Source organism: Vagococcus sp. JNUCC 83, assembly GCF_053667615.1.
This window is the reverse complement of record NZ_CM132204.1, coordinates 1,039,812-1,059,211: the sequence shown is the minus strand read 5'-3', so window position 1 is coordinate 1,059,211 and position 19,400 is coordinate 1,039,812. Positions and strand designations below refer to the sequence as shown.

Below are 19,400 nucleotides of genomic sequence, written 5' to 3'. Positions count from 1 at the left end.
TTCTAAAAAAAACAACAAAAATTCAATTTTAAAACACACAAAAAATAGATATTATGTTATATGTGTTTAAAAAATGTATGTAAGGAGAAAGATAGTGAATAGTAAGCAAAAAACAAGATTTTTACCTATTATATTGATAACAATGGTTATTTCTGCGTTATTAATTAGTGGGGTATTGGTTATCGCAAAAACAAAAAAAGTGTTAAATGGAGATCAATATATTACAAGAATTGAGTTATTCCATGGTGATGGAGAAAAAATAGTTGATGGAGATACTATGTACATCAATGAAAAGTATAGTTTAGAGTACGATTGGGAAATTCCTGATAACACATTTAAACAAGGGGATACATTGGATTTTTCAATTCCACCAGAATTTATAATTGTTGATCGAATGAATATTATTTTGAAAGATGGGTCTCAAGAGGTTGCAAGAGCAGATGTTGAAGGAAATGATACGGATGGCTATTATATTCATATGACTTTTACAACGGATTACGTTGAGACACATTCTTTAGTTTCTGGAAAATTTAATTTTAACTATATTTTAAATGAAAAATATATTAAGCAAGGATCTGATAATACTATTTTATTACCAGATAAAGAGATTACTGTTAATGTACCAGAAAATGATGGGTCATCTGAAGGTGGTTTAGAGGGTGTTGATGCTGGTGATATGAATGCAAATAAAAAAATGGGACAAGAACCTGATATTACAACAGCAGAGCATCCGGTGATATTTAAATGGCAAATTGATTTAGGAAAAGAGAAATTATTAGGGAAGGCAGATTCTTTTGATGAGATTGAACATATTTATATTGAAGACACACCAAAAGAGCAAAAATTAATCCTATTTTCTGAAATAAATAGTTATTGGCAAAATTCATTTGCATTTGACGCTGCTTTTTTTAAAAACGCTGAATGGCAATATGAAGGTTTACCAACAAAAGATGTAACTCTGAACAAAAGCAGTCAAGGTGAGTATTATGAATCATTTAAAGTTGATATTTTGCCAAGAATTGACCATTTTACTGAAAAAGCTAAGCCGGTAGATGGTAGTGAAAAAGCAGATTTCAAGCAATATAAAATAGAGTACTATACAGAACCTTTATATGATTTAATAGAGGACACTGAATTTGAAAATAATGCTACAATCACAATTGAGTATAAAAATGGTGAAAAAGATTCTTGGAAATTATCTCACTCTATTATGTATAATGTTGCAGAAGGTAGTATCACTGGTCAAACAGGCGGTGTGTCGTTTAAAAAAATTGATGGAGATACTAACCAAGCATTAGGCGATGCAGAATTTGATTTGTATCAAAAATTAAGTGGAAAAGATGATAAAAAAATTAAAAGTAGTATTAAGTCGGACAATAATGGAAAAGTAGAAATAGATAACTTAACTGTTGGAAATTACTATTTTGTCGAAACAAAAGCACCTGAAGGGTATGAGTTATCAAAAGAACCTTTAGAATTTACATTAACCAGACAAGATATGTCGGAAGATAATCAAACCATTAAAATAAAAGATATAGGACAATTTAAAAACCATCAAAAGAAAAATGTAAATGTGAGCGTGACAAAACGATGGGAAGACAATCAAAATCAAGATGGATTACGTCCAAATAGTATCCAAGTTCAATTGTATGCCGATGGCAAAGAAAGTGGCAAAGCAGTTGAGTTAAACGAAGCGAATAACTGGAGTCACACCTGGGAAAACTTAGCCGAAAAAGCAAACGGGAAAGCTATTGTTTATACTGTCAAAGAAGTGTCTAAAGTGCCAGGTTACACGACGACAATAAATGACAGTGATTTAGGTAATGTGGTCATCACGAATACACATACAACAGAGTTGACACAAGTATCGGGTGAAAAACATTGGGATGATGCGAATAATCAAGATGGCAAACGTCCGACATCTATCGAAGTGAATCTATTAGCGGATGGAAAAGTGGTCGATACAAAAACAATCACAGAAAAAGAAAACTGGAAATATAGCTTTACAAATTTACCAAAATACGACAACGGTAAAGAAATTGTCTATACAGTGACGGAAAATAGTGTGCCAGATTACACAACGACTATAGACGGAACAATGATTACTAACCACTACACACCAGGAAAAACAAGTGTGAGCGTCACGAAACATTGGGAAGACAATCAAAATCAAGACGGCAAACGCCCAAATAGTATCCAAGTTCAATTGTATGCCGATGGCAAAGAAAGTGGCAAACCAGTTGGGTTAAACGAGGCAAACAACTGGAGTCACACATGGGAAAACTTAGCCGAAAAATCAAACGGGAAAGCTATTGTTTATACTGTCAAAGAAGTGTCTAAAGTGCCAGGTTACACGACGACAATAAATGACAGTGATTTAGGTAATGTGGTCATCACGAATACACATACGCCAGAGTTGACACAAGTATCGGGTGAGAAACACTGGGATGATGCGAATAATCAAGATGGCAAACGTCCAACATCTATCGAAGTGAATTTATTAGCAGATGGCAAAGTGGTTGATACAAAAACAATCACAGAAAAAGAAAACTGGAAATATAGCTTTACAAATTTACCAAAATACGACAACGGTAAAGAAATTGTCTATACGGTGACGGAAAATAGTGTGCCAGATTACACAACAACGATTGACGGCACGACCATTACTAACCACTACACACCAGGAAAAACAAGTGTGAGCGTGACAAAACATTGGGAAGACAATCAAAATCAAGACGGCAAACGTCCAAATAGTATCCAAGTTCAATTGTATGCCGATGGCAAAGAAAGTGGCAACCCAGTCGAGTTAAACGAGGCAAATAACTGGAGTCACACCTGGGAAAACTTGGCCGAAAAATCAAACGGGAAAGCTATTGTTTATACCGTTAAAGAAGTTGGAAACACGCCAGGTTACGCAACGACAATCAATGACAGTGATTTAGGTAATGTAGTCATCACGAATACACATACGCCAGAATTAACACAAGTATCGGGTGAGAAACACTGGGATGATGCGAATAATCAAGATGGCAAACGTCCAACATCTATCGAAGTGAATTTATTAGCAGATGGCAAAGTGGTTGATACAAAAACAATCACAGAAAAAGAAAACTGGAAATATAGCTTTACAAACTTACCAAAATACGACAACGGTAAAGAAATTGTCTATACAGTGACGGAAAATAGTGTGCCAGATTACACAACAACGATTGACGGCACGACCATTACTAACCACTACACACCAGGAAAAACCAGTGTGAGTGTCACGAAACATTGGGAAGACAATCAAAATCAAGATGGATTACGTCCAAATAGTATCCAAGTACAATTGTATGCCGATGGAAAAGAAAGTGGCAAACCAGTTGAGTTAAACGAAGCGAATAACTGGAGTTACACATGGGAAAACTTAGCCGAAAAAGCAAACGGGAAAGCTATTGTTTATACTGTCAAAGAAGTGTCTAAAGTTCCAGGTTACGCAACGACAATCAATGACAGTGATTTAGGTAATGTGGTCATCACGAATACACATACGCCAGAGTTGACACAAGTATCGGGTGAAAAACATTGGGATGATGCGAATAATCAAGATGGCAAACGTCCAACATCTATCGAAGTGAATTTATTATCAGATGGCAAAGTGGTCGATACAAAAACAATCACAGAAAAAGAAAACTGGAAATATAGCTTTACAAACTTACCAAAATACGACAACGGTAAAGAAATTATCTATACAGTGACGGAAAATAGTGTGCCAGATTACACGACAACGATTGATGGCACGACCATTACGAACCACTACACACCAGGAAAAACCAGTGTGAGTGTCACGAAACATTGGGAAGACAATCAAAATCAAGATGGATTACGTCCAAATAGTATCCAAGTTCAATTGTATGCCGATGGCAAAGAAAGTGGCAAACCAGTTGGGTTAAACGAGGCAAATAACTGGAGTTACACATGGGAAAACTTAGCCGAAAAATCAAACGGGAAAGCTATTGTTTATACTGTCAAAGAAGTGTCTAAAGTGCCAGGTTACACGACGACAATAAATGACAGTGATTTAGGTAATGTGGTCATCACGAATACACATACGCCAGAGTTGACACAAGTATCGGGTGAGAAACACTGGGATGATGCGAATAATCAAGATGGCAAACGTCCAACATCTATCGAAGTGAATCTATTAGCGGATGGCAAAGTGGTCGATACAAAAACAATCACAGAAAAAGAAAACTGGAAATATAGCTTTACAAACTTACCAAAATACGACAACGGTAAAGAAATTGTCTATACAGTGACGGAAAATAGTGTACCAGATTACACAACGACTATAGACGGAACAATGATTACTAACCACTACACACCAGGAAAAACCGGTGTGAGCGTGACAAAACGATGGGAAGACAATCAAAATCAAGACGGCAAACGCCCAAATAGTATCCAAGTTCAATTGTATGCCGATGGAAAAGAAAGTGGCAAACCAGTCGAGTTAAACGAGGCAAATAACTGGAGTCACACCTGGGAAAACTTGGCCGAAAAATCAAACGGGAAAGCTATTGTTTATACTGTCAAAGAAATTACTAAAGTCCCAGGTTACACAACAACAATTAATGATTCTAATATCGGTAATATCATTATTACCAACACTTTAACAGAACCATCAAAAGACAATAATGTACCAGGAACTGGAAATAATAATAGCTCGTCATCTGGAAATAAACCGTCAACAGGTGGGAAATTACCATCAACAGGTGAGAGTGATCATACTATTTATACTTTATTAGGATTGGCAGTGCTACTATTTGTAACAAGTACTTTAGGTTATTTAAATATAAAAAACGATCAAGATAACATAATTTAATTGCAGAAAACAGATGACACATTGTGTTGTCTGTTTTTTTATCAAAAAACTTTATAGTAAAAATTTATGTATGGTCATTTAATTTTTTAGTAAAATGGGTAATGTAATGATATAATGAGTGAGACAAATTAAGATGAGGTGACAAAATGGGTTGGAAAGAAACATATACCACATGGCACAACTTTGAAGAGTTAGAGCCAACATTAAAACAAAATTTATCTGAGATAGAAAAAAATGAAAACGAATTACAAGATGCGTTTTATGCACCATTAGAGTTTGGAACAGCTGGTATGAGAGGCATTTTAGGTGCGGGAATTAATCGCATGAATATCTATACGGTTCGACAAGCGGCAAATGGGTTAGCATTATTTATAAATACATTGGGTGAGGAAGCTAAAAAACGTGGAGTGGCGATTGCCTATGATTCAAGACATCAATCACCTGAATTTGCAATGGAGTCGGCGAAAACGTTGGCTAATCATGGCATTGTATCCTATGTCTTTGAAAGTTTACGTCCGACTCCTGAATTGTCGTTTGCAGTGAGACATTTTAATTGTGTGGCTGGTATTATGATTACAGCTAGTCATAATCCTGCAAATTACAATGGTTTTAAAGTTTACGGGGCAGATGGAGCTCAAATGCCACCACAAGATGCTGATAAAGTCACAGAATTTGTTAGAAGTGTTGCCAATCCATTGATGATTGATATCATTTCAGAAGAGAAAGCAGACGATTTTATCACGATTGTTGGCGAAGATATTGATACAATTTATCTAGAAAACATGTTATCTGTCACAATCGATCAAGAGTTAATTAACAGAAGTGGCGCGAAGCTTAACATGGTATTTACACCACTACACGGGACTGGCAAGATGTTAGGTGAAAGAGCGTTGTCTCAGATTGGTTTTACTAATGTCTCCCTTGTAGAAGAACAAGCGATTGCCGATCCAAACTTTTCTACAGTTAAATCACCAAATCCAGAAGAATTATCGGCATTTGAATATGCGATTCGTTTAGGAGAAAACTTGTCGGCTGATTTGCTTGTAGCGACAGACCCTGATGCTGACAGATTAGGTGCAGCGGTGAAACTTCCTAATGGTGAATACCGAGTATTGACAGGCAACCAATTAGCTAGTTTGATGGTTCACTATATTTTAACTAAAAAGAACGACTTAAATGAATTACCACAAAATGGCTTGGTTTTAAAATCCATTGTTTCAAGTGAGTTGCCAACAAAAATTTGTGAATCATATAATGTTGAGATGAAAGATGTTTTAACTGGTTTTAAATTTATCGCTGAACAAATCAAAGAAGTTCAAGCAAATCATTCGGCTGAATTTTTATTTGGTTTTGAAGAAAGTTATGGTTACTTAGTGAAACCATTTGTACGTGATAAAGATGCCATTCAAGCCTTAGTCATGTTGGCAGAAGTAGCGACTTACTATATGGAAAAAGACCAAACCTTATATGATGGGTTATTAGAGTTGTATAAAGAATACGGGTATTTTGAAGAAAAAACGATATCAGTAACCAAATCAGGAATGGAAGGCCTACAAGAAATAGCTAATATCATGCAAAGTGTACGAGAAAACCTTCCAACATTATTTGGTGGGGTATCTGTTAGATATACTGAAGATTACTCTGTAGGAAAACGATTTTTAGCAAATGGACAAGAAGAATTACTTGAACTTCCAAAGGCTAATGTTTTAAAATTCTTTTTAGAAGATGGCAGTTGGATTGCTATTAGACCTTCAGGAACAGAGCCAAAAATTAAATTTTATATGGGGGCAGTGGCTGAAACGAAAGAGGCTGTCGCACAAAAAATTGAAACATTTACTCAAGAATTAGAAAAATACAGTGCTTAAAGGGGGATGTCTAGTTGAAAGAGTTAAGTTCTCAAACGATTGAACAAACAAGTCGTTTCTTTAAAACGATAGGCGATCCAACCCGCTTGAAAATTTTGGTGGCTTTGTCCGAAAAAGAAATGAATGTGAGTAGTATTACAGAATTTCTTAATATGGAACAATCAGCCGTGTCTCATCAGCTGAAGTTGTTACGAGACAATCATTTGGTGAAATCACGTAAAGAAGGGAAAAGCGTTGTTTATTGTTTGGATGACAAACACGTTAAAAGTATTTTATCCCAAACATTTGACCATATGAATCACATCAATCATGAATAGCAAAAAAAATCCTCAGACAAAACAGTCTGGGGATTTTTCATTACTTGTTATGAATATAATACTCTAAAATTTGTACGGCATTTGTGGCTGCTCCTTTTCTGACTTGGTCTCCACAACACCATAAGGTTAAAACCGATTGATTGCCAACTTTACTTTTACGGATACGTCCAACATAGACTAAATCTTGGTTAGATGTATCAAGAGGCATAGGGTATTCTTGTTGATCTAGGTTGTCGACTAATTTTACGCCTTTTGTTTCACTGATAATTTGACGGGCTTCTTCCACACTAACATCATTTTCCAAAAACAACGTAATCGCTTCTGAGTGTGAGCGAATGACAGGGACACGAACACAGGTACATGTGACATCAAGTGTTGGATGGTGAAGAATTTTGCGTCCTTCATTTTGTAATTTCATTTCCTCACTAGAATGTCCTTCATCGTTGAATCCACCAATTTGTGGAATCAAATTGTAAGCAATTTGATAGGGGAAGATATGTGGTGTCACACTTTTTCCATTTACTACGTCAACCACTTGAGTTTCTAATTCTTCGATCCCTTGCTTGCCAGCACCTGATACGGCTTGGTAAGTTGACACAATCATTGAGTTAATGGTTGCTTCTCTATGTAATTTAGCAATCGCAACAAGGGCAATAATAGTCGAACAGTTAGGGTTAGCTATAATTCCTTGATGGTTGAAGATATCTTCTGGGTTAACCTCTGGAACGACTAAAGGCACATCATCATCTAATCGGTAGATACTAGAGTTATCAATAATCAGACACCCTTGTTTTTTGGCTTCAGGTAAATATATACGTGCGATATCATCATCCAATGCACATAAGACAACGTCAATTCCTTCAAAACAGTCTGTTGTTAGTGTTTCAATGACTAACTCTTTGTCCCCAAACGCCATTTTTTGTCCGGCGCTTCGTTTTGAAGCAAATAATTTTAGTTCCTTCACTGGAATATTGTATTCTATCAGAGCATTTAACATCTCTTTTCCAACTTCTCCAGTGGCTCCAAGAATTGCTACAGTTAACTTACTCATAAGCTATCGTCTCCTTCAAATTCATAATAAATAGTGCGAATTGTAGTGTTGTAATCGTCATTTTTCACGCCAATAATAATCGTTAACTCATCACTTGTTTGAGAAATAAGTGAAATATTAATTTGCTGTTCACCAAGTGCGCTAAATAAGCGACCACTCATGCCAGTTTTGTTTTTCATAAACCGAGAAACAATCGCAATCAGCGCAATATCGTGTATAACTGTTACTTTATCGGCTTGCGTACTAACCTTTAAGTCGGACATGACTTCATAGTAAAATGGTTTTAATTTTGCTGTTTCAACAACCAACGAAAAAGAATCAACACCAGTTGGGATATGCTCGACAATGATGCGGTACTTTTCCATGCACTCTAACGCCTTTCGAATTGTTCCAAAGTCATTTGACATATGTGATTTGACCACTGTAATAATTGAAAAATCTTTTTTTCCGGCAATCCCAGTGATGGCTTGACGTTTTTCTGAGTTATCTTTGGCTGCAATGACCGTTCCTTTATTTGCCGGGTCATTTGTATTTAAGATGTGAATTGGAATATTTTTTTGTCGGACAGGGTTTACTGCTTCCTCATGGATAACATTTGCCCCCATATACGCTAATTCTCGTAGTTCTTCGTATGTAATGGTTTCAATCTGTTTTGGATTTTTAACGATTCGTGGATCAGCTTTTAAAATACCTGATACGTCCGTCCAGTTTTCATATCGTTCAGCATCCAAGACATTTGCTAGAAAGCTCCCAGTTATATCACTTCCTCCACGAGACATCAGATGAATTGACTTGTCTGGATAGGCACCATAAAATCCTGGGACAACAATACGATCTGATTGTTTAATAAGAGATTGGATGGCCATACAAGAACGCTTTTCATCGATTTGTCCGTTAGGCTTAAAGATAATAATGTCTTTGGCATCGATAAATTTAAACCCGAGATAATTGCTTAATAATTTAGCTGTTAGGTATTCACCTCGACTGACAAGATAATCAATATCAATGGAATCGGATAATTTTTGATATAAATAATCTAAATCTTCTGAAATAGTTGATGTGAGTCCGAGTTCATTTTCAATTCGAGTTAATTTATCTCGAATCATCTGAAATAAATCATCAAACGGCATCCCGTAACGTTTGTGCTCATAACATAAATAGAGTAAATCAGTCATTTTATGGTCATCGGATTGTTCTTTTCCACTCGCACTTGTCACCACAACTGTACGGGTCGGGTCGCTGTCAATAATGTCTTTTACTTTTTTAAATTGAGTAGCATTTGCCACACTACTCCCACCGAATTTTGTTACTTTAATCATGCCAGTCCTCCTGGGTAATCACTCTAACAATAAGAGAATCGTTTAATTGAGTTTGTTGTCTAATGTCAGCTAACGTGATGGGGTGGGTGATGAGATAGTCACCGTCTGCTTCTTTTATTAGCTGAGAATCAACTGACTCGTTTGTTCGAATAATGAATGTATAACGATTTGTTTTGTTTTCAATTATAGCATTGTTTTCTTCTTTGTCAGTATCTATATAGGAAATATTTTTAGAAATATCAATAATATCTTGGACCACCGCATTTGCAGTCGGTAGTTTTCCTGCACCTTGGCCATAAAATTTTAAGGTACCGATTGTTTGCCCTTCAAGACTTGCGATATTGTTATTACTTGGAATAGTCGCCTCAATACACGTTTCAGGGACAGCATGAAGAGTAATAACACCTTCCTCATGAGTGATTTCACCAATATACTTAACAATATGACCTTTGTCTTTAAAGTAATGGATATCATCTTTTGTTATTTGTTTCATAGAGTGAATAAAGAAGTCGTCTGGTGTTAATTTTTTATCAAAGGCTTTTCTAGCTGAGATAATCAGTTTATTTAACACATCAAAGCCATCAATATCAGCACTTGGATCAGCTTCAGCATAACCTAACTCTTGCGCTTCTTTTAATACATCGTCAAAATCTTCGTCTTCTTTTAACATTGTATCCAAAATAAAATTAGATGTGCCATTTAAAATACCATAGCATTTTGAGATGGTGTCGATTCTTGAAGCCAATTCAACATTTTTTATCCAAGGAATTCCTCCACCAACACTTGCTTCAAAGTTTAAAGAAACACCATTTTCTTTTGCTAGTTGAGTTAGTTCATCATAATGTTTAGCAATGACTGCTTTATTGGCTGTTACGACATGCTTTTTACTTTTTAACATACGAGAGATTAACTCAAAAGGAACATCGATGCCACCAAGTACCTCAACCACTAACTCAATGTCTTTATCGTTTATAATGTCTTCGATATTAGAACAGAAGTTTGGAATCTCAATCGTGTCACTCGGACGTGACCATATTTTTTCTACGCTAAATTTTTTTGCTAAATTTTTTTGCTGTAAAATTTCATAAACACCTGAACCAACAGTTCCAAAACCAAGGATTGCAATTTTCATAATAAGTCCTCCTGTAAAATACACTTGTTTTTATATGGTGAACATTGTATCATAGACTAAAATGAAAGACAAGGAGTGTTATGATGGAAAAAAAATATCAAAGTACACGAAATAAAACAATTAATTATTCCGCTAGCCAATCGATTTTAGCAGGGTTAAGTCCTGATGGAGGATTGTTTGTCTTGCCTAACTTAGATGATGTCAATTTGGATGTGGCGACTGTTCTTGATAAAAATTATCAGGAAATTGCGACGTTAGTGATTACCCAATTTTTCAATGAGTTTTCAGAAAATGATATCATTGAATGTGTCAAAGAAGCTTATACTGATACATTTAGTGATGAAAAAATTACCCCACTTAAAAAAGTTGGTGAGGATTATGTTTTAGAATTATTCCATGGACCAACTTGTTCATTTAAGGATGTGGCTTTATCGCTTTTACCAAAACTAGTTAATTTATCTGCAAAAACACAACATAATACCAATAAACATTTGATTCTAACAGCAACTAGTGGCGATACGGGAAAAGCAGCCTTAGAAGGATTTAAAAACGATCCATTGGTTGACATTATTGTTTATTATCCGAATAATGGGGTATCAACCATTCAAGAAAAACAAATGCAAACACAAGATGGAGATAATGTGGCTATTGTGTCGATCAACGGAAATTTTGATGACGCACAAAGTAATGTGAAACGCTTATTCCATGATAAAGAATTGGTGTCATTACTAAAAGAGCATCATATCGAGTTTTCAAGTGCGAACTCTGTTAATATAGGTCGGTTAATCCCTCAAGTGGTTTACTATTTTGCCTCATATGCAGAATTAGTTAACACGGGAGACATCACATTAGGTGAAAAAATCGACTATATCGTGCCAACAGGGAATTTTGGTAATATTTTGGCTGGATATTACGCGCAACAAATGGGTCTGCCAATCAACAAATTGATTTGTGCCTCAAACGAAAATAATGTGTTGTATGATTTCTTACAAACAGGGGAGTATGACACAAATCGTGAATTTAAAAAAACTAGCTCGCCAAGTATGGATATTTTGATTTCATCTAACTTGGAAAGAATGTTGTTCCATTTAAGTGGTGGAGATGCTGACTATGTATCTGACTTGATGAATCAACTAAAGACAACAGGGAAATTTAAGATTTCTGATGAGTTATTGGGCACTATTCAAGAGACGTTTGGTACAGGATTTGCCACTGATGAAGAAGTCGCTAAACAGATCGATAAGGTTTATCGAGAAAAAGGGTACTTACTTGATCCACATACAGCTGTGGCTTCTTATGTATTGGATAATAATCCAGAAAAGAACGAAAAAACGGTGATTTTATCAACAGCTTCTCCGTACAAATTTGTGCAAGAAGTGAGCAAAGACATACCAGAACTTTCTATTGATAGCTCACAAGATGAGTTTAAACTTATTGATGAGTTAGAAGACAAAACAAACGTGTATGCGCCAAAACAATTAAAAGACTTGAAAGATGCTCCGATTTTACATAATCAAGTGATTGATATTGATCAGATGAAGGATATTATTATTAAACAGGTAGGTGAGTAATCAATGGTTCGCATTAAAGTTCCAGCAACATCTGCCAATGTCGGTGTTGGGTTTGATACTTTAGGGTTAGCAGTCACTTTCTATGGTTACTGTGATGTGACGTTATCAGATACATTGACTATTACAGGCTGTCCAAAAGAATTTCAGACAGAAGAAAACTTAATTTTTCAATCATACAAACATGTATTAGAGGATTTGCAGCGTGAAGTGACACCAATTAATTTGGTGATTGATAGTGAAGTTCCGTTTGCTAGAGGGTTAGGAAGCAGTGCTGTTTGTATTGTTTCGGGTGTGTTAGCGGCAAACGAATTGCACGAGTTAAATTTAAGTGAAAGTGAACTAGTCACATATTGTACACAAATTGAAGGTCACCCAGATAATGTGGTGCCAGCCTTACTTGGTGGTTTGAGTGCATCTTACCAACTTGATGAACGTATTTTTTATCAGCATTACCCAGTTGACAATTCCTACCGTTTTGTCACGTTTATTCCCGATTTTACACTAGAAACCTCTGTTGCTAGAGGCGTTTTACCAGAAAGTTATCCCTTAAAAACTGTGGTTAGCAATCAAGCTAAGTTATTGTGTTTGTTGGAGGCATTAAAAACAGGAAATGCTTCTCATTTGAACGATTTTTTAGCTGATGGGATTCATCAGCCGTATCGTAAAAAATTGATTGACGAGTATGATATAGTAGAGAATATTGCAAAAGAATCAGGAGCAAAAGGATTTTATATTTCAGGAAGTGGCTCAACGTTGATGGGGATTTTTCAAAAAACAGTTGATATAGAAGCACTCAATCAATCGTTGTCTGGATTAAAACATCGTTGGAAGGCTCTTGATTTAGTGGTAGATTATAAAGGAGCAGAAGTATGTCACAGAACTATCTAATTGTTAATCAGGAGGTATTACCTGATGTATTTTCAAAGGTTATTGAGGCAAAAAAGTTACTTAATTCGGGAGATTACAAAAACGTTAGTGAGGTCGTTAATGAAGTTGGCTTGTCACGAAGTGCTTTTTATAAATACAAAGACCATGTGTTTGTAGCCGATAAAACCGCACAAATTAGAAAAACACTCATTTCGTTTAATTTAACGGATAAGAAAGGCTTGTTGTCATCTGTTTTAAACCGTTTGTCAGAACTTGGTGGAAATGTGTTAACCATCAACCAAAATATTCCCATTCAAGATACGGCAACAGTCGTTATGGGGATTGATATCGAAGAATTATCTGTGTCGGTGAATGATTTGTTAGTTGAGTTGGAAAAACTAACAGGGGTTAACCATTTGCAGTTACTATCTATTGAGTAACAAAATGAAAAGCCAAAGAGCAACATACTTCTTTGGCTTTTTTTGTGTTTAGTTATTTTCTAATTGAGCAATACAGTGAGAAATATGTTCAATTGTTTTATCGATATCTTCAAAAGTCGTTTCTGGTGAGATGGTACACATGCGTAACACAGTTTTGCCATGTAGTTTTGTGGTTAAAATTTGCGCGAAGCCTTCATTTGAAATCCTATTTGAAAGTTGAGTATTTAGTTTGTTTAAGCTATCTTCATCTAAATCATCTCGGTAGTATCTAAAGTTGATAATGGCTGTTTGAGCGGGTGTTACTATTTCAAGTCGTGGTGCTTTTTCTACCACAGTTTCAGTGTATTCGGCTAACTTAATGCCGTAATCAATAGTGTTCCCTAATTTTTTTGTCCCAAGAGCTTGTAGGGATAGCCATAATTTTACCCCACGCGCAGGACGTGACAAGTCCAGTCCTAAATCCCATGTATTGATATGCTCGTTTTCTGAAGCATCTTCTAAATATTCTGGTGTTTCACTAAAACTTCTAAGTAAATCTGTTTTATCTTTCACTAAAAGCATGGCACAAGAATAGCTTTGGAACAACCATTTGTGAGCGTCCCACGTGATACTATCTGCTTGTTCAATTCCTTCAAGTAAGTGGGCGTGATTTGATGATAATAAAACAGATGCCCCAAACGCGCCATCCACATGTAACCACACATCTTCTTCTTGACAAATCGTTGCTAACTCAGGTAGCGGATCAATGACCCCAGCATTTGTTGTGCCAGCAGTTGCGATGACAATAAACGGCACAAGACCCTCTTGTTTATCATTTTGAATGGCTTGTTGGAGTGAAGATGGCACAATTTTTAACTGTTCATCAGTTGTGACACGTCGAATTCGTTGGTCAGGAATTCCGATAACATGTAGTGCTTTATGAACACTATGATGAGCTTGATCAGAGATGTAAACGACACCTTTTGTGATGTTATCTAAATCTAAATATTTATCCCTTGCGGCAATCGTAGCATTTAAGTTAGCCATAGAACCGCCAGATAAGAAAGTTCCACTGGCTTTTTTAGGATCAAATCCTGCTTTTTGACAAAGCCAGGCAATAAGTTCTTCTTCAATAATCGCGGTCCCAGAACTTGAGTAAAATCCTGCAGCATTTGGGTTATAAAATGATTCAAGTAAATCTCCTAATTTTGAAATATCGACCACAGGAGCTGGAATAAACGCAAAATTACGCTTATGTTCACTAACATTTCTAAAAGGATAGACAGTTTCTTCTAACATTTTAAGTAAACTAGCTAAATCACGACCATCTTTAGTGATAGTCATGGATTTAATATCATCAATGTTGTTTTCAGTTATCAACTCAATAGGCTTATCTTGTTGAATGTCTTCTTTGTTCTCGTAAAAATAATCAATAAAAGCTTTCATATAATCTTGAATTTCCATATTTTTTCCCTCCACTATGTACTTGTCATATGCAACAATATTCTAACATAGTTATGAAAAAAAGTGCCGTTTTTTGTTATAAAAATAAGATTATTTATGTTATTTTAATTGAGTGATATAAAAGTAAACGTCGTTCATCTAGGAAAAAATAAAAATGAACAAATATTTTGTTTATGTTATTTAAATGTCATAAAATAAAGAAATCCCTCCTATTTTGTAATGAAAAAAGCCTGAAAATTTAAAACATTTTGAATGATTACTGTTAGAATAGAATTGTTATATTTTAGAAAGGTGTAGATTTGAAAATTGATTAAACAAAATAAAAAGCCATTGATTTTAATTTTTTTATTACTTATTTTAGTGGTAGAAGTTGTATTTTTAGTTCGTCGAATGACTTTAGATAAGCAAGCCATACAAACGCTTGCTGGTGTGATTAATGAAAAAAAGGTGGTTGATCAATCCATTCAAGAGTTGAATCAACAAAATTTGGAGAACTTTGTCACCAATAAAGAATTATTAGCGACAACAACGAAAGCAAAAGAGCAAGTTGATAAAAGCATCAAAACGGTTGAGGGAATTTCTAATATTTCTGGAAAAGTTAAACATCAGAAAAAAAGTCTGTTGGATGAATTGACGAAAGATTCGGTTACAGTTAACGCCATACAAAAGAAAATAAAAACCTCGCAAGAAATGAATGATATTTTTGGTAAAAAACCGTTTAATAAAAACAGTTTGGTTAAAAATTTATCAATTGCTCAATCCTTAACGAAGTCAATGGAAAATGAATTGAGTAGTAGTGTAGCAAGCTTACCAAAAGATGAGCAAAGAGCGTCGTTAGAAGAGGGAGTAAAACAAATAACAGAGCAAAACAAATCGCTTGTGTTACTTGATAAAGAGTTATCAAATTATATACAAGATAAAAAAGTAAAAACTGTGCCAACGTCTGATGTCTATAAAAAATTAAATAAAGAAGTAACAAATCTAAAAAATGAAAAACTAAGACAAACATACGAGACTCAGTTGTCTTTACTTGAAAAAGAAGTACTAAAAAATGACCCAACCATCTTAAATGATGATAAAAAAGTGGCTTTAACGTTTGATGATGGTCCTAATAATACGAGTTCACAGCAAATTTTAGATATTTTAAAAAAATACAATATTAAGGCGACTTTTTTTATGTTAGGGTCGATGGTTGACAATTATCCTGACATGGTCAAAAAAATTCATGATGCTGGAAACGAAATCGGTAATCATACTTATGATCATAAAGATTTAATAAAATTAGATGATGCTAGTATCAAACAAGAAATTGAGTCCACAAATCAAAAAATTGAAAAAATTACAGGTGAACGTCCAACGTTACTACGTCCGCCTTATGGCTCATATAATGAGCGGGTGACACGCATTGAACCTGATATGAAAATTGCGTTATGGAATATTGATACACTTGATTGGAAAACACACAATCCAACAGCCATTTTAGGGGAAGTAAAAAAAGAATTGCAACCTCACAGCATTGTGTTGATGCATGATATCCATCAAGAATCAGCAGACAGCTTAGAAAATGTGATTAAATTTTTGAAGAGCCAAGATTATACGTTTGTGTTAGCAAATGAACTAATAAATTAACTTGTTAAAAAGATGATTAAAGGCATATTTAATCATCTTTTTTTATGATTTTTTATGACTAGATTTTACTTGTGGGTCAAAACACTGTATAGTACTTATGGAACTAAATTTTAAAAAATGAGTTGTACAATAAGGGAGAGTATACTATGTCAAGAATTATTGGAACTGTATCAAGGGGATTACGTTGTCCAATTATTAATGAAGGAGACGACTTGGAAACTATCGTAATTGATAGTGTGATTGAAGCATCTAAAGAAGGAAACTTCTCAATCCAAGATAAAGATATTGTTGCGGTGACAGAATCAATTGTTGCTAGAGCACAAGGAAACTATGCATCTATTGATCAAATTGCAGAAGATATTCGTCAAAAATTTAACGAGGATACAGTTGGTGTTATCTTCCCAATCTTTAGTCGTAATCGTTTTTCAAATTGTTTGAGAGGGATTGCTAGAGGAAGTAAAAAAATTGTTTTAATGTTAAGTTATCCATCAGACGAAGTGGGAAATCACTTGATTTCACTTGATGCATTAGATGAAAAAGGCGTGAATCCTTGGACAGATACGTTAACTGAAACAGAATTTAGAGAGTTATTTGGTTATCAAAAACATACCTTTACAGGTGTTGACTATATTGAATATTATAAAGAATTAATCGCAGCTGAAGGTGCTGAGTGTGAAGTGATTTTCTCACAAAAACCTAAAACGATTTTATCTTATACAAAAAATATATTAACATGTGATATTCACACACGTTACCGTACAAAACGCATATTAGAACAAAATGGTGCGGAAAAAGTGTACACATTGGATGATGTTTTATCTGAATCAGTTGATGGAAGTGGCTTTAACGAGCAATATGGTTTGCTTGGTTCAAATAAATCAACAGATGATGGCGTAAAATTATTCCCAAGAAATTCGCAAGAAACAGTGGATAATGTTCAACGTAAATTAAAAGAGTTAACAGGTAAACAAGTTGAAGTTATGGTATACGGTGATGGCGCGTTTAAAGATCCAGTTGGAAAAATTTGGGAGTTAGCTGATCCAGTGGTATCTCCTGCTTACACATCAGGCTTAGAAGGAACACCAAATGAAGTGAAGTTAAAATATCTTGCAGATAACAACTTCTCTGATTTACGTGGAGCTCAACTTGAAGAAGCGATTAAAAAACACATTGATTCAAAAGCAGATGATTTAACAGGATTAATGGAAGCACAAGGAACAACACCAAGAAAATTAACAGACTTAATCGGTTCATTATCAGATTTAACATCAGGTAGTGGTGATAAAGGAACACCAATTGTCTTTATTCAAGGGTATTTTGATAACTTTACTAACTAATCACAGCTAATAAAGGGGATGTGTGCGTATGACACAAGAAGAATTGGACATCTTAAAACAACATTTATCCGAAGAGAAACAATTTATTCATGATGGGTATTATCGTTTAAGAAAATTGGATGAGATGACTTATGAACTTGCTTTCTTAGTAGCGGATGCGTGTGGCGCAACGAGTGTTCACCCACAAATTACGTTTGAAAAGCAAGGAAATACGTGGCAAGCAGTCAAGTTGCTAGATTTTATCTCCACGCCAGTTGAAACGATTGTCTACTCAAATGACAGGTCTCACGAGTTATCTGATAGGCTAGAAAAATTATATCAACAAACAGTACATGCCATAAATCAATAAAGAAAAAGCAAGAGAACAGCTCGTTCTTTTGCTTTTTTGTATGCACAGATAGTGAGTTTGTCGTTGCAAAGTAGATACAAATCCTATATAGTGATTAAGTGTACAAAGTAGAAAAGAGGAATGAATAATGAAACCATCTATCTATGATTCAACGCAACCTCAACTTGTTGATTGGTTTGTGAAAAATGGTGAAAAGAAATTTAGAGCAGCCCAAGTGTGGCAATGGCTATATGAAAAACGTGTGACAGATTTTTCTGAGATGAGTAATCTTTCTAAACAAACAATTGAATTATTAAATGAAAACTTTGTGTTAGACCCTCTGAACGAAGTCGTTGTCCAAGAAGGGCAAGATGGAACGGTAAAATATTTATTTGAATTGCCAGATCATCATATGATCGAGACTGTTTTAATGCGCCAAGCATATGGTTTATCTGTTTGTGTGACGACACAAATTGGTTGTAACATTGGCTGCACGTTTTGCGCAAGTGGTTTATTAAAAAAACAACGTAATTTAACGACCGGTGAAATTGTCGCTCAAATTATGAAAGTTCAACATTACTTAGATAAGCAAGGAAACGGTGAACGTGTGAGTCATATCGTCGTGATGGGGATTGGCGAGCCGTTTGACAATTATAATAACGTGATGGATTTCTTACATATTATGAATGATCCAAAAGGCTTGCAAATTGGGGCAAGACATATGACCGTTTCTACAAGTGGTCTTGTACCAAAAATCAAACAATTTGCGACAAATGGGTTACAAGTCAATCTAGCTATTTCACTTCATGCCCCAAACAATGATACACGGACATCTATTATGCAAATTAACCGAGCGTACCCATTAGAACGTTTGATGGATGCGGTGGATTATTATTTAAAAGAAACCAATCGTCGTATCACTTTTGAGTACATCATGCTTCAAGGAGTGAATGACACACCAGAGCATGCACAACAACTGGCTGATTTATTGAAAGATAAGAAAAAATTGACTTATGTCAACTTGATTCCTTATAACACGGTGGAAGAACATGACTTGTACCAGCGAAGCACAAAAAATGATACTCTAGCCTTTTATGATATTTTGAAAAAAAATGGCATCAACTGTGTTGTCAGACAAGAGTTTGGGTCTGATATTGATGCAGCGTGTGGACAGTTAAGAAGTAAACAAATGAAAAAAGAGAAGAGTAAATAAAAAATTTTAATAGGCTGATAGGGTATT

General features: G+C 35.2%; 14 protein-coding genes. 10 read left to right on the top strand and 4 right to left on the bottom strand.

The window, feature by feature from the left end:
* The first annotated feature begins 94 nt into the window (after nucleotides 1-94).
* From JNUCC83_RS04995 to JNUCC83_RS04985, 3 genes are all read left to right on the top strand, one after another.
* Nucleotides 95-4,861: a Cna B-type domain-containing protein gene (locus tag JNUCC83_RS04995; protein WP_454461117.1), complete on the top strand. Its 4,767-nt coding sequence runs from the start codon at nucleotides 95-97 to the stop codon at nucleotides 4,859-4,861.
* A 146-nt stretch (nucleotides 4,862-5,007) separates the two neighbouring features.
* The gene (locus tag JNUCC83_RS04990) at nucleotides 5,008-6,726 is read left to right on the top strand and encodes a phospho-sugar mutase (RefSeq protein ID WP_454461116.1); all 1,719 of its coding nucleotides are present in this window, start codon (nucleotides 5,008-5,010) and stop codon (nucleotides 6,724-6,726) included.
* A gap of 14 nt (nucleotides 6,727-6,740) precedes the next feature.
* Nucleotides 6,741-7,043: an ArsR/SmtB family transcription factor gene (locus JNUCC83_RS04985; protein WP_454461115.1), complete on the top strand. Its 303-nt coding sequence runs from the start codon at nucleotides 6,741-6,743 to the stop codon at nucleotides 7,041-7,043.
* Nucleotides 7,044-7,083: 40 nt separating this feature from the next.
* Here the strand turns inward: JNUCC83_RS04985 and JNUCC83_RS04980 are convergent, their stop codons facing one another.
* The 3 genes from JNUCC83_RS04980 to JNUCC83_RS04970 are packed head-to-tail and all read right to left on the bottom strand — an operon-like array spanning nucleotide 7,084 to nucleotide 10,545.
* Entirely contained in the window at nucleotides 7,084-8,094 is a 1,011-nt protein-coding gene (locus JNUCC83_RS04980; protein ID WP_454461114.1) for an aspartate-semialdehyde dehydrogenase, read from the bottom strand.
* The gene (locus JNUCC83_RS04975; RefSeq protein ID WP_454461113.1) at nucleotides 8,091-9,413 is read right to left on the bottom strand and encodes an aspartate kinase; all 1,323 of its coding nucleotides are present in this window, start codon (nucleotides 9,411-9,413) and stop codon (nucleotides 8,091-8,093) included. Before JNUCC83_RS04975 ends, JNUCC83_RS04980 begins: the two co-directional genes overlap by 4 nt.
* Nucleotides 9,406-10,545 (bottom strand): homoserine dehydrogenase, encoded by a 1,140-nt coding sequence (locus JNUCC83_RS04970; RefSeq protein WP_454461112.1) that lies wholly within the window; start codon nucleotides 10,543-10,545, stop codon nucleotides 9,406-9,408. The genes JNUCC83_RS04975 and JNUCC83_RS04970 overlap by 8 nt, the downstream gene beginning before the upstream one ends.
* 83 nt (nucleotides 10,546-10,628) lie before the next feature.
* Between JNUCC83_RS04970 and thrC the strand changes: the two genes are divergently transcribed.
* From thrC to JNUCC83_RS04955, 3 genes are read left to right on the top strand one after another with little or no spacing between them, the layout of a single operon-like run.
* A complete protein-coding gene (gene thrC / locus JNUCC83_RS04965) occupies nucleotides 10,629-12,116 on the top strand; it encodes a threonine synthase (protein WP_454461111.1) in 1,488 nt (495 codons plus the stop codon).
* A 3-nt stretch (nucleotides 12,117-12,119) separates the two neighbouring features.
* Nucleotides 12,120-13,004, top strand: a complete 885-nt coding sequence (thrB, locus tag JNUCC83_RS04960; RefSeq protein WP_454461110.1) for a homoserine kinase — start codon at nucleotides 12,120-12,122, stop codon at nucleotides 13,002-13,004.
* Nucleotides 12,986-13,423 (top strand): ACT domain-containing protein, encoded by a 438-nt coding sequence (locus JNUCC83_RS04955; RefSeq protein ID WP_454461109.1) that lies wholly within the window; start codon nucleotides 12,986-12,988, stop codon nucleotides 13,421-13,423. Before thrB ends, JNUCC83_RS04955 begins: the two co-directional genes overlap by 19 nt.
* A gap of 48 nt (nucleotides 13,424-13,471) precedes the next feature.
* Here the strand turns inward: JNUCC83_RS04955 and JNUCC83_RS04950 are convergent, their stop codons facing one another.
* Nucleotides 13,472-14,866 carry a pyridoxal phosphate-dependent decarboxylase family protein gene (locus JNUCC83_RS04950; RefSeq protein WP_454461108.1) on the bottom strand — a complete coding sequence of 465 codons (1,395 nt, stop codon included), beginning with the start codon at nucleotides 14,864-14,866 and terminating at the stop codon, nucleotides 13,472-13,474.
* A gap of 306 nt (nucleotides 14,867-15,172) precedes the next feature.
* Between JNUCC83_RS04950 and JNUCC83_RS04945 the strand changes: the two genes are divergently transcribed.
* The 4 genes from JNUCC83_RS04945 to rlmN all read left to right on the top strand — a co-directional run bounded on the left by JNUCC83_RS04945 (nucleotide 15,173) and on the right by rlmN (nucleotide 19,373).
* A complete protein-coding gene (locus JNUCC83_RS04945) occupies nucleotides 15,173-16,495 on the top strand; it encodes a polysaccharide deacetylase family protein (RefSeq protein ID WP_454461107.1) in 1,323 nt (440 codons plus the stop codon).
* Between the two features lie 146 nt (nucleotides 16,496-16,641).
* Nucleotides 16,642-17,832 (top strand): coenzyme F420-0:L-glutamate ligase, encoded by a 1,191-nt coding sequence (locus tag JNUCC83_RS04940; protein WP_454461106.1) that lies wholly within the window; start codon nucleotides 16,642-16,644, stop codon nucleotides 17,830-17,832.
* 28 nt (nucleotides 17,833-17,860) lie between these two features.
* Nucleotides 17,861-18,181, top strand: a complete 321-nt coding sequence (locus tag JNUCC83_RS04935; protein WP_454461105.1) for a hypothetical protein — start codon at nucleotides 17,861-17,863, stop codon at nucleotides 18,179-18,181.
* Nucleotides 18,182-18,305: 124 nt separating this feature from the next.
* The gene (rlmN, locus tag JNUCC83_RS04930) at nucleotides 18,306-19,373 is read left to right on the top strand and encodes a dual-specificity RNA methyltransferase RlmN (RefSeq protein ID WP_454461330.1); all 1,068 of its coding nucleotides are present in this window, start codon (nucleotides 18,306-18,308) and stop codon (nucleotides 19,371-19,373) included.
* The last annotated feature ends 27 nt before the right edge of the window (nucleotides 19,374-19,400 follow it).